The following is a 12,133-nucleotide window of genomic DNA, read 5'->3' on the forward strand; positions in this document are numbered from 1 at the left end:
TGCGTACCCTCCCGCCTGCCGATAAGCGTATTTTGCCGCAGGCCAAACAGGAGAGATACTTTTTCAACAGAATCGGTTTAAAACAGACATTCACGAAGGACCGGAAGTAATGCGGCCACCCTCACTTGTCTGTCGCCATTACATCTGTCTGCCGTTGCGCGCAGCGATCGCCACGGTGGTCGGCGAGTCAGCAAGTGAAACGAACTGTCGTGTCGCGCCATCCAGCGCATCGATCCACCCCGCCTCGATGTCGTAGACCCAGCCGTGCAGATTCATGCGCCCCTGCTCGAGCGCGAGAGCCACCGATGGATGCGTACGCAGATTCGCCAGTTGCGCGATCACGTTTTCGCGCACGAGGCCATCGAGTTTCGCGCGGGGCGTGTCGAACTCATGCGCCGCGTTAATCGCTTTCGCGGCGTCCGAGTGACGTAGCCAGTTAGCAACCGCCGGAAGATGATCCAGACACGTGCAACGTGAAATCGCGCCCATCGCTCCGCAGTCTGAGTGACCGCAGATCACGATGTCCTGTACGCCGAGTACTGCGACCGCATATTCGACGGTGGCCGAGACGCCGCCGGGTTCTGGACCATACGACGGCACAATGTTGCCGGCGTTGCGAATCACGAACAGTTCGCCCGGTTCGCGCTGTGTAAGGAGTTCGGGCACAACACGACTGTCTGAGCAGGTGACGAATAACGCCTTCGGATTTTGTGTCGTCGCGAGCTGCTTGAAAAGCTCGACGCGTTGCGGATAAACCTCGCGCTGAAAGCGCAGAAAGCCGTCAATAATGTCACGCATGGAGTCCTCCAAACCCGAATAGCGGATGGTGGCACGAGCACTCGATATGCCATCGCGCCGCAGTGGTCGTCATTATCGCAGACCTCACGCGCGTTGGCTTTACTCGATCAACGATGCTCTTCGAGACACGACCAGCGCGGCGGATGTCCGATGCCCGCTGGCAGCTGCCATTGATCTTTCGCTGGCCTGTAAAGGCGCGTGAATGGCCTGGATTTTATAGGCATCCCATAAGCGCTTCTGGCCGTTTCAGCCGGTCGCCACAGGCAGAAAACGAAGCCATGACAAGCTTGCTTTCACGCGGTACCTCAATAGCCAAGCTGACACTCCTGTGCCCACCAATATGCCGGGCATGAAAAATAGGTGCCCAAGCACAAGCTACCCTTCGGCGCCCATGCTTGCGTAAAGGAGAACGGACGTGATTTAGCAGGATTGAATAGGCAAGATCATCTTTACGGCCAACGGTCATTCCCTATCCTCGCTCTCAACTTCGTGTTTGCTGGAATAGCGTAGATGACGAGAGCGCTTGCGCTCTGTGAGTCCAGTACGGGTCCGATTGCTGCCCATCACGACGGGCATTCATTTTCCCGTCATCAATCAACGACAGGTTGCGAGGGGAACCTGCGGATATGGATTTGCTCGAGCACGCCGTTAGCCTGTATACGCCGATAGCCTTCCTCATAGATCTTCAATGCCCGCAATCCGTCAGGGTGAGTCAGGCTAAAGCCTATGGTCGCGGTCACCACCCCACAACTGAAGGCAAACCGAACCGCGTCTTCTGTGCCCGCCAGTTTGGCCTTCTGCTCTTTTGCTTCCAGGTCACTGGTCACTATCAAGGCGGCAGACAGGCGGCGAGCAGCGAGCTTCTGAAGGTTCTGCCCATCAGATTCGGCGCTCTCAAACACTATTCCCGAGGACCGTAGCGCTGTGGCTTGGGTCGAGTACTCGTAGTCTCTGACTGAGCCCACTACCGTGCCGGGCGGCAAGGTGCATGTGCCTTTGCTTGGCTTGGGCAAGGGCGCGTTCACCTGTTCGAAAATGTCATTGTTAACCGTATAGATGGGTTGCGCGGCCAGTTTGACCTTGCCCTCGAATTCGGGCGACCAACTCATGTTGAAGCAAGCCATGTTCGTGCCATTGAGCACCATGTACTTGCAACGGGCGTAGGGTACGACTTTGAGCTGAACGTCGACCGCCATTTCCTTGAAGGCGGCGACCACTACGTCATTGGCGTAACCCGTGCCGTCATGCTTCGACCATGGCGGGGCTGCATCCTCTGCCAGGATCGTCATCGTCTCACGCGTTTCCAGCGCAGCGACGGTGCTCGGAGCCAGCAGATAAAGAAGGCACATCAGCAGCATCGGTCTGGACTGCCACTTGCTTGAGTTCATCTTTGCTGAATGCATGTTTCCTCATTGAACGGTCGTCCCTCATAACAGTAGGTCGATACCTCGAGCACAGGTCGATCGCAGCCCCACTTCCCAGTCGACGATCAATAGCCGCTAATGGCTATCGATGGAAACGCCCGGCAAGACTATGCAGATACTTGGCCTTGTTCAAGAACCGGGGGCATTTTCACCCTGGCGACCCGCAACGACGGCCTGCTTTTTTGGCCCAGATAAAACGAAACCAACGCCCGTCTGCTGTCAGGTCGCCAAACCCGAATCGCCATGTGGGCGACGGCGCAGACTATAAGCGGCATGGTATCCGCGCGGGAGGTGAGCCATTCCGAGCTTTTTGTAGGACCCTCGACGACAAAACCTCAGACTTTTCCCCCCAGTGCCAGAAATCCAAACCCAACCCCGAAATGTTCGTTGCCCCTTACGCGTAACTCACCGAAGCTATCCCTATCAATCCTCACGCCGTCGAGATGGACCTCCACCCCATGCAAACCCCCACCCAACCCCAACGCCCCCTCTGGAAAACCTACCTCCTGTTTCTCGCCCCCATGGTCCTGTCGAATTTCCTTCAGGCCATGTCCGGCACCGTCAACAGCATTTACATTGGCCAAATGCTCGGCACCCAGGCCCTGGCCGCCGTGTCCGGCATGTTCCCCATCGTGTTTTTCTTCATCGCCCTGATCATCGGCCTCGGCGCGGGGGCGGGGGTGTTGATCGGGCAGGCCTGGGGCGCGCGGGAGAAGCATTTGGTGAAGGCCATTGCCGGGTCGACCTTGTCGTTGGGCTTGTTGATCGGTCTGGTCGCGGCGGTGGTGGGGAGTGTGTTTGCGCGGGCGTCGCTGGTGGGGTTGGGGACGCCGGCGGATGTGCTGGACGATGCGGTGGCGTATGCCCATGTGATGTTGTGGTTCATGCCGACGCTGCTGGTGTTCGTGCTGTTCACCCAGTTGCTGCGCGGGGTGAGCGATACCTTGTCGCCGCTGCTGGCGCTGGTGGTCTCGACCTGTATCGGGTTGGCGCTGACGCCGGCGTTGATTCGCGGCTGGGTGGGGTTGCCGCCGATGGGGATTCAGAGTGCGGCGTTTGCCGGATTGGTCAGTAACCTGGCGGCGATGGGCTGGCTGGCGTGGCGCCTGATTCGCAGGGGGCATCCGTTGGCGCCGGACCGGGAGTTCTTCGCGGCGATGAAGCTGGACTGGGCGATCCTCGGCAAGGTGCTGCGCATCGGCTTGCCGACCGGGTTGCAGATGGTGGTGTTGTCGCTGTCGGAGCTGGTGATCCTGGCGCTGGTGAACCAGCACGGTTCCCAGGCGACGGCGGCGTATGGCGCGGTGACGCAGATCGTCAATTACGTGCAGTTCCCGGCGCTGTCGATTGCGATCGCGGCGTCGATCCTCGGCGCGCAGGCGATTGGGGCAGGGCGCATCGAACGCATCGGCTCGATTTTGCGCACGGGGCTGATGATCAGCCTGTGCCTGACCGGCGGCCTGGTGGTGTTGAGTTATGTGCTGTCGCACTGGTTGCTGGGCCTGTTCCTCACCGAAGAGGCGACGCGAACCATGGCCGAACACCTGTTGCACATCATGCTCTGGAGCCTGCTGGTGTTCGGCTTCCAGGCGGTCATCGGCGGCATCATGCGCGCCAGTGGCACGGTGATGGTGCCGGTGGGGATTTCCATTGTGTGCGTGGTCGGCGTGCAGTTGCCGGCGGCGTACGTGCTGGATGCGCGGTTCGGGCTGCCGGGGGTGTGGATGGCGTTTCCGCTGGCGTACCTGGGGATGCTGGCGTTGCAGACGCTGTACTACAAACAGGTGTGGAAGCATCAGAAGATTGAGCGGTTGGTGTAGGTATGTCAGGAATACGCCTGACGTCTGGCGCATCGCGAATGCTGGCGATCCGCCACAGCGGGTATGAGGTGGAATAAAGCGCCGTTCTTTGCTTTAGTCCTTCTGTTGCCGGCTGGCGTGCGCTGGCCACCTCAACCCCTGAGGAGGCTCTGGCCCGGAGCGTTCCATGAACTTTCGATTGCCTCGTTTCACCCTCCTGGCGGCCATCTTTGCGGCGGGCGTGCAGTCCGTCGCCGAGGCGGCGGAGTACGCCGATGTCAACACCACGGCCAGTACCATCAGCTTTACCTATGACCAGATGGGGTCGAGCGTGTATGGCACCTTTGCCAGGTTTGAAGGCACCCTCTATTTCGACACGGACAGGCCCGAATCGGCCCATGCCAGGTTGATCATCGAGCTCGACAGCATCGATGCCGGCAGCAGCGACGCCAACAGCGAATTGAAGAAAACCGCCTGGTTCGATACGGCGGTTTATCCGCAGGCGATGTTTGAGTCGAACGGCGCCAAAGGCCTGGGCAACAACCGCTATCAGATCACCGGTCATCTCACGCTCCGTGGGCAAACACGGGAGGTGGTGGTGCCGGTTCTGCTGAAGGCGGAGAACGCCATCGGCATCTTCGACGGTCAGTTAACGCTTAAACGCAGTGACTTCAACATCGGCGAAGGGGAGTTCGCCAGCGGTGTGGTTTCCGACGACATCAACATCCGGTTTCGCATGGTTGCGCCGCAACGCAGCGATCAAGCAATGCCCGTTACTGAAGGGAGATAGTCATGCCAAAAAAAATCATCATCGCCTTTGACGGTACCTGGAACCTGCCGGATCAGGCGCCGGAAATCGACGGCGACTCCAGCACCAACGTCGTTAAATTGCATGATGCGATCCTGCCCGCGCACAAGGACGGCACGGTCCAGCATGCGGTGTACATCGCCGGTGTGGGCACCGATTGGTACGACAAGCTTGAAGGCGGCGCATTCGGGGTGGGCCTGTCGAAGAAGATCAAGGAGGGTTACCTGGCCCTGGCCAAGAGTTACGAAGACGGTGATCAGGTGTACATCATCGGCTTCAGTCGCGGCGCTTATTCGGCGCGAAGCCTGGTGGGGCTGATTCGAAACGTCGGGTTGCTGACCAAACGACACCTCAATCGTATCGATGAGGCCTACAGCCTGTACCGCACCCGCGACTCCAGTGCCGACACCGAAAACGCCCAGTACTTTCGACAAAGTTACTCGCGGGAAATCGAGATCCACTTCCTGGGCGTCTGGGACACGGTCGGGGCGTTGGGTGTTCCGTTCAAATCGGCCGAGTGGTTCAACCACAAATATTACGAATTTCACGACACGGAGCTCAGCGGGATTGTGCGCAATGCCTTCCATGCCGTGGCCATCGATGAGCATCGGGAAAATTACGAATGCACACTGTGGGACCCGATCGCCAAGCCCAATCAGGTCATGGAGCAGCTGTGGTTCTGTGGGGCCCATGCCAACGTGGGCGGCGGCTATACCGACAATACGCTGTCGGATATCCCGCTGCGCTGGATGGCCAACAAGGCCATGGACTGCGGGTTGGAGCTGGACCCGATGAAAATTCCCCGGCAGCCCAAAACCCTGCCTGATATCACCGACTCCTACAGTGATTTCCTCGGTGGAACCTACCGCTTGCTCAACGCCCGGTATTTTCGGCCCGTCGGCACTAAAACGTTCGGCGAGGAATGCATCGATGACAGCGTGCAGCAGCGCGTAACGACCGAGGCCACGTATCGGCCCAAGAATCCGGTAGGAGTGTTTTTATCGGGTGATTACCGGCCGGTGAACAAGATCAGTTGATTCAGGGGGGCGATGGAAGCGGGGGGGCGGCGTGCGGCTGATTGAGCATGTCAGCCCCGATACCGCAACGCCTCCAGCCGATCGTTCAACGCAGGCCAGTAATGCGCCCGGGCACGTTATGATAGGCAGCCCCGCGATCAACGCTTCACCCCAGCCCCCGGAGTCAGCCCGCGCAATGCCCCAGATCAGCCACTTCAAAACCCCGTGCCCCGAGCACATCAACAGCCAGATCCTGCAGATGGTGGTCGATAACCTGACCGACATCAGCATGGTCGCGATCCCGCCCAGCAACCTGTTGTACAACGTCTACCAGTATGCGATCGGCTATGAGGTGCACCTGTATCTGGAGGCGTTGAACGGGGCGAAAGGAATTGATGTGGAGTTGCTGGTCGCCACCGATCTGGACGACCCGGACAAGGTCATCGGCTTTTTGCTGTACTTGCCGGTCAAGGATGATCCCGAGGCATGCGGCGTGGCTTATATGGCGGTGGATGCCGGCCATCGGCGCCAGGGCGTTGCGCGCAAGATGCTGCGCGAGATGGTCGGTCGTTATCCCCATGCCGAGCTGACCTGCGCGGTGGCCAAGGTGCCGTACTTCGAAGCGATGGGCTTTCAGGTCGTGGGTGTGCGCGCTACCCAGGTGCTGATGAACACCCGCGACCACGGCAGCGACGGCCTGATGGCGTTGCTGGATGTGGCGTCGATCTACAGCTCCCTGGAGGTGCGGCAGATTCATACCTACCTGCTGCAAAAGCACGGCAAGCGCGCCATGCTCGACGCGGAAAAACAGCGTGACCGGCATCTGGACCAATTGACGCGCAAGGCCAACGAGTTTGTGCGCGAACGCTTGGGGGAAGACGCGGTGCCGGCCATTGGCCCACGCTTGCGCCTGGTCTGACAACCCGATCAAAACTGTAGGAGCGAGCCTGCTCGCGAAAAGCGCGCAGACAACACGGGCATTCAGACAGCCAGCGTTATCGTTGACGCCCATCGCGGGCAAGCCCGCTCCCACAAGGATTTGCGTGGAACCCAAACCTGTAGGAGCGAGCCTGCTCGCGAAAAGCGCGCGGGCAACACGGGCATTCAGACGACCGGCGTTATCGTTGACGTCCATCGCGGGCAGGCCCGCTCCCACAAGGATTTGCGTGGAACCCAAAACTGTAGGAGCGAGCCTGCTCGCGAAAAACGCGCGGGCAACACGGGCATTCAGACGGTCGGCGTTTTCGTTGACGCCCATCGCGGGCAGGCCCGCTCCCACAAGGATTTGCGTGGAACCCAAACCTGTAGGAGCGAGCCTGCTCGCGAAAAACGCGCGGACAACACGGGCATTCAGACAGCCAGCGTTATCGTTGACGCCCATCGCGGGCAAGCCCGCTCCCACAAGGATTTGCGTGGAACCCAAACCTGTAGGAGCGAGCCTGCTCGCGAAAAGCGCGCAGACAACACGGGCATTCAGACAGCCAGCGTTATCATTGACGCCCATCGCGGGCAAGCCCGCTCCCACAAGGATTTGCGTGGAACCCAAAACTGTAGGAGCGAGCCTGCTCGCGAAAAACGCACAGACAACACGGGCATTCAGACGGCCGGCGTTATCGTTGACGCCCATCGCGGGCAGGCCCGCTCCCACAAGGGGCGGATTTCAGACGGCACAAAGCCCGGCCATTTGCCGGCCATTTGCCGGGCTTTTTCTGGTCTGGAAGTCGCGCAGTTAAAAAAGAGCCTCAAAGCTCTTTGATGGGGAGGAAGTGGAGCCATTGAGGCTCAATATGCGCGTGAAGCAGGCGGTGAGCTTGATAGGGGGTCAGTACACTCACCACCTGCGCAACGGCTTGGGCAAGCAAGCGGCTGCGCAGAATCATCGTAGAAAGTTGGGGGTTCGGCCTCAAGTACCGCTAGTCGAGTCACCCCCATAATTGTCAGCTTTTCCCCTGCCGGGCGCCTGGCCAACCGGCCTGCTGCAAAGCGTCGAGCAGCGTCCGGGCATCCAGTCCCGGTACGGCATGCCCATTGCCTTCGGCGCTGTCGGCGGCCAGCAGGGCGTTGATGATGGCTTCTTCCACCGCTTCGGTGGCCGCCAGGAACAATTCGCTGATGTGATCGTTGTTGACCATGCTCAGGTTGCCCGTGGTGGGCGCGCGTTTGCTCTCGTAGGCGGCGGGCGGCACGTGCGGGTTGCCGGTGGAAAAGGCGATGAAGATGTCACCGCTGTGGTCTTCGTTGCCACCGCCGGTGCGAGCCAGGCCGAGGCTGGCACGCTGGGCCAGGCGTGTGCATTGGTGCGGCAGCAACGGTGCATCGGTGGCCAGGCACACCACGATCGACCCCATGCCCGGGTGCGGCAGCGACGCCTTGAGGAACGGCGAATCCACCTGTTCCATGTAGCGCCCGACCGGGTAGCCATCGACGCGCAACTCCCCGCGAATGCCGTGGTTGGCCTGGACGATGGCGCCAACCGTCCAGCCGCCCTGGGCACTGTTCAGCCGTCGCGAAGCGGTGCCGATACCGCCCTTGAATTCATGGCAAATCATGCCGCTGCCACCACCGACATTGCCCTCGGCCACCGGGCCGCTTTCTGCCGTGCGCAGGGCCTGGGCCACGTGCTCGACCTGCACATGGAAACCGTTGATGTCATTGAGCAGACCGTCGAAGGTTTCCAGCACCACCGGCATGCTCCAGTAGAGCCGGCCGTCGTCCGGTTGCTGCTCGCGGTCCAGCACGATCAGCGCATCACGCACCACGCCCAGGCTATGGGTGTTGGTGAAGGCGATCGGACTGGTCAGCAGACCCGCTTCGCGTATCCATTCCAGACCGGTCGCGTCGCCATTGCCATTGAGCACATGGACGCCGGCAAAGCACGGTTGCAGGCTGGTAGAACCGGCGCGCGGTTCGATCACGGTGACACCGGTGAGGATGTCACGACCCTTGGCACTGCGGCCGCGCACATCGCTGTGGCCGACGCGCACACCGGGGACGTCGGTGATGGCATTGAACGGGCCGGGTTGCAGGTGGCCAAACTGGATATTGAGGTCGCGGGCACGTGGTTTCATCGGTTTACTCATCTTCGAATTCGTGGGTTAAAAATGTCTGACTAACAGCGGTGATCCACTTGTGGGAGCGAGCCTGCTCGCGAATGCGGTGTATCAGGCAAGGTGATGTCGTCTGACCCGACGCCTTCGCGAGCAGGCTCGCTCCCACAGGATTAGTGATTGGTTACTGGCCGTTCTTGACCTTGCTCCAGATCCGCGTCCGCACCCGTTCGGTAGCCGGCGGCAAGGGTTGCAGGGTGAACAGGGTGGCCAGGGCCTCGGCCGACGGGTAGACCGCAGGGTTGTTGCGGGTCGCCTCGGCCACCAGGGCCGTCGCGTTGCGGTTGCCGTTGGGGTAGTTGAGGTGATTGCTGACCGGGGCAATGACGTCGGCACGCATCAGGTAGTCGATGAAGGCCAGCCCTTGTTGCGGATGCGGGGCATCCTTGAGCAACACCAGGGTGTCGAACCACACCGGCGCACCTTCCTTGGGCAGGCTGTAGGCGATCTTCACGCCATTGCCCGCCTGTTCGGCGGTGGCCTTGGCCTCCAGCATCGCGCCGGACCAGCCCACCGCGACGCAGATGTTGCCGTTGGACAGATCGCTGATGAATTTCGACGAATTGAAGTAGGCGATGTGCGGACGCAGCTTGAGCAGCAGCGCTTCGGCCTTCTTGTAGTCCTCGGGGTTGGTGCTGTTGGGCGGCAGGCCCAGGTAGTGCAGGGCGACCGGCAGCATTTCCGAGGGCGAATCGAGCATCGCCACGCCGCACTGGCCGAGCTTGGCCAGGTTCTCTTCCTTGAACACCAGGTCCCAGGAATCCACCGGCGCCTTGTCACCCAGGACAGCACGGACCTTGTCGACGTTGTAGCCGATGCCGTTGGTGCCCCACAGGTACGGCACGGCGTACTGGTTGCCCGGATCGTTGTTGGCCAGTTTCGCCATCAGATCGGCGTCCATGTTGGTGAAATCCGGCATCCGGGCGTGAGGCAGCGGGGCGAGGGCGCCGGCCTTGATCAGGGTCGGCAGGCTGAAGTTACTGGCCACCACCACGTCGTAGCCGCTGCGGCTGGTCAGCAGTTTTCCTTCCAGGACTTCGGCGCTGTCGAAGGTGTCGTAGACCGGCTGGATACCGGTGTCACGCTTGAAGTCATGCAGGGTGTTCGGGCCGATGTAGTCGTACCAGTTGTACACGTGCACGGTCTCGCCATCGGCGGCGACCGCCGACAACGAGATCGCCAGACAGGCGCCAAGCCCCAGATTGAAATACGAGCGGTGACCTCTCATGATGCGGCACTCCTGGCCTGCTGCAGGCCGGTGATAATCAGGAGTCTGCAGCGTATCGACCGGGGTGGCCGTTACCCATTCCCATCATGGGTTACTCGAAAGGGGTAGTGCGTGGACGCGTTGTTGAAAGAGTTACCGCTGCACCAGGGCCTGGCGCGGGTATTTGGCACCGTGGGCCAGCAAGGATTCTGGCGGGCGCTGGTCGACACCCTGCGTTTGCTGGTGCCGCTGGACAACGCGCTGGTCGCGGTGATGCAGGCGGGAAGGGTGCCCAGCCTGCTGATCGATTTCGACTCGCGGGGCGGTGCCGACGAGCATGAAGAACTGGCGGATTACCGCGCCGGCATGTACCTGCTCGATCCGTTTTACCTGGCGGTGTGCGCGGGCATCGCCGATGGCTTGCACAGCCTCGACTCGGTGGCGCCCGACCAGTTCCAGCAGAGCGAGTACTACCTGAGTTACTTCTGCTCGGTGGTCGGCGGCGACGAATTGCAGTTCATGCTCAACGTCGACGGCGCCGTGCTCGGTTTGTCACTGGGGCGTTCGACACGCTTCAGCCTCGAAGAGCAGGGGCGCCTGCTGTGCGTGCGCGATTGGGTGCTGGCCGCGATGCGTCGACACACGCAACTGCTGCCGCTGCAAGGGCCGGCCGCCGAGGCGGTGGCCGGTGATCTGGCGACCTTGCTGGACCGCTTCGACGCACGCTTGTCGGCACGGGAAATCGAAACCGCGCGCCTGATTCTCCAGGGCTTCTCCAGCAAGGCCATCGCCCAGCAAATGGGCATCTCGCCGGAGACGGTGAAAGTGCATCGGCGCAACCTCTATCACAAGCTCAACGTGAACGGGCATGGCGAGCTGTTCGCGCTGGTGTTGCGGCCGCACTGACGCTTTCGCTTTTGCAGGAGCCGGCTTGCCGGCGAAGGTGTTTTCAGCTCTTCAGTTTGAACACCAGCGCCTTCAACCCGCATTCGATGTCGGCATCCGGAAACTCCGGCGGGTTCTCCAGCCGCTCTATGAATTGCAGGCTCGGCGCTTCGCGGGTGACGCCGTCGATCAGGAAGTCGGCACCGAAGGCCGGGTCGTTCATACACGCCAAGACAGTGCCGTTTTCAGCGAGCAATTCCGGCAAGCGGCGCAACACGCGCTGGTAGTCCTTGGTCAGCAGGAAGCTGCCTTTCTGGAACGACGGCGGGTCGATGATCACCAGGTCGTACGGGCCTTTGCCGATGACTTTGCCCCAGGACTTGAACAGGTCGTGGCCGAGAAACGTCACCTTGCCCAGGTCATGGCCGTTGAGCCGATGATTGTCGCGACCACGGCTCAGGGCCGGGCTGGACATGTCGAGGTTGACCACGTGGGTCGCGCCGCCCTCGATGGCGGCGACAGAGAAGCCGCAGGTGTAGGCGAACAGGTTCAGTACCCGTTTGCCCTCGGCGTTGGCCCTTACCCAGTCGCGGCCGTAGCGCATGTCCAAGAACAGGCCGGTGTTCTGTTTGCGCCCCAGGTCCACCCGGTACTTCAGACCGCCCTCGACAATCGTCAGCTCGTCGACTTCTTCCCCGAGCAACCATTCGGTGGTGCTTTGCAGCAGGTAGCGATGTTGCAGCAGCAGGGTGTGCGCGCCGGATTGCGCCCAGGCACCTGACTGCGTGAGTTCCAGCAGTAGCTGTTTCAACGCCTCCAATTGCGCCGCTTCCGGCTCCTTGAACAACGCCACCAGCACCACGCCCTGCAGCCAGTCCACGGTCAATTGCTCCAGCCCCGGCCAGCAGCGGCCACGGCCATGGAACAGGCGGCGGGTTTCGGCGGGGGCGGCCGCCAGGGCGGTCAGCAAATGTTCGCGGAGGGTGGCGAGGGCTTCAGGATTCATCGGGTCGGGTCGGTCATTTGAAGGGGGCGGCATTTAACCATAGTTGCCTCTGGGATGGATCACCCAAACCCTGTAGGAGCGAG

10 protein-coding genes are annotated in these 12,133 nt (G+C 61.0%); 5 read left to right on the forward strand and 5 right to left on the reverse strand.

The window, feature by feature from the left end:
* Positions 1-138: 138 nt before the first annotated feature.
* Together JQF37_RS28890 and JQF37_RS28895 are read right to left on the reverse strand one after the other, a co-directional pair.
* A complete protein-coding gene (locus JQF37_RS28890; protein WP_204149907.1) occupies positions 139-798 on the reverse strand; it encodes a carbonic anhydrase in 660 nt (219 codons plus the stop codon).
* A gap of 590 nt (positions 799-1,388) precedes the next feature.
* Positions 1,389-2,201: a transporter substrate-binding domain-containing protein gene (locus tag JQF37_RS28895; protein WP_130211641.1), complete on the reverse strand. Its 813-nt coding sequence runs from the start codon at positions 2,199-2,201 to the stop codon at positions 1,389-1,391.
* A gap of 479 nt (positions 2,202-2,680) precedes the next feature.
* On the opposite strand from JQF37_RS28895, the gene JQF37_RS28900 reads away from it, so the two are divergent.
* The 4 genes from JQF37_RS28900 to JQF37_RS28915 all read left to right on the forward strand — a co-directional run bounded on the left by JQF37_RS28900 (position 2,681) and on the right by JQF37_RS28915 (position 6,764).
* Positions 2,681-4,042 (forward strand): MATE family efflux transporter, encoded by a 1,362-nt coding sequence (locus tag JQF37_RS28900; protein ID WP_204149908.1) that lies wholly within the window; start codon positions 2,681-2,683, stop codon positions 4,040-4,042.
* Between the two features lie 166 nt (positions 4,043-4,208).
* Positions 4,209-4,811, forward strand: coding sequence for a YceI family protein (locus tag JQF37_RS28905; protein ID WP_130211463.1), 603 nt, complete (start codon positions 4,209-4,211; stop codon positions 4,809-4,811).
* 2 nt (positions 4,812-4,813) lie between these two features.
* The gene (locus tag JQF37_RS28910; protein ID WP_130211462.1) at positions 4,814-5,866 is read left to right on the forward strand and encodes a DUF2235 domain-containing protein; all 1,053 of its coding nucleotides are present in this window, start codon (positions 4,814-4,816) and stop codon (positions 5,864-5,866) included.
* 175 nt (positions 5,867-6,041) lie between these two features.
* Positions 6,042-6,764 carry a GNAT family N-acetyltransferase gene (locus JQF37_RS28915; protein ID WP_130211461.1) on the forward strand — a complete coding sequence of 241 codons (723 nt, stop codon included), beginning with the start codon at positions 6,042-6,044 and terminating at the stop codon, positions 6,762-6,764.
* Positions 6,765-7,782: 1,018 nt separating this feature from the next.
* Here JQF37_RS28915 and JQF37_RS28920 read toward each other — a convergent pair.
* Together JQF37_RS28920 and JQF37_RS28925 are read right to left on the reverse strand one after the other, a co-directional pair.
* Positions 7,783-8,913, reverse strand: a complete 1,131-nt coding sequence (locus JQF37_RS28920; protein ID WP_130211459.1) for a P1 family peptidase — start codon at positions 8,911-8,913, stop codon at positions 7,783-7,785.
* A gap of 163 nt (positions 8,914-9,076) precedes the next feature.
* Positions 9,077-10,180 (reverse strand): polyamine ABC transporter substrate-binding protein, encoded by a 1,104-nt coding sequence (locus JQF37_RS28925; protein WP_130211458.1) that lies wholly within the window; start codon positions 10,178-10,180, stop codon positions 9,077-9,079.
* 111 nt (positions 10,181-10,291) lie between these two features.
* On the opposite strand from JQF37_RS28925, the gene JQF37_RS28930 reads away from it, so the two are divergent.
* The gene (locus JQF37_RS28930; RefSeq protein ID WP_130211457.1) at positions 10,292-11,065 is read left to right on the forward strand and encodes a helix-turn-helix transcriptional regulator; all 774 of its coding nucleotides are present in this window, start codon (positions 10,292-10,294) and stop codon (positions 11,063-11,065) included.
* A gap of 43 nt (positions 11,066-11,108) precedes the next feature.
* Here JQF37_RS28930 and JQF37_RS28935 read toward each other — a convergent pair whose 3' ends face one another.
* On the reverse strand, positions 11,109-12,050 hold the full coding sequence (locus JQF37_RS28935; RefSeq protein ID WP_130211456.1) for a class I SAM-dependent methyltransferase: 942 nt from the start codon (positions 12,048-12,050) through the stop codon (positions 11,109-11,111).
* Between the last annotated feature and the right edge of the window lie 83 nt (positions 12,051-12,133).

The sequence above is a fragment of the Pseudomonas sp. MIL9 genome, from assembly GCF_016887925.1.
Taxonomy (GTDB): domain Bacteria; phylum Pseudomonadota; class Gammaproteobacteria; order Pseudomonadales; family Pseudomonadaceae; genus Aquipseudomonas; species Aquipseudomonas mohnii.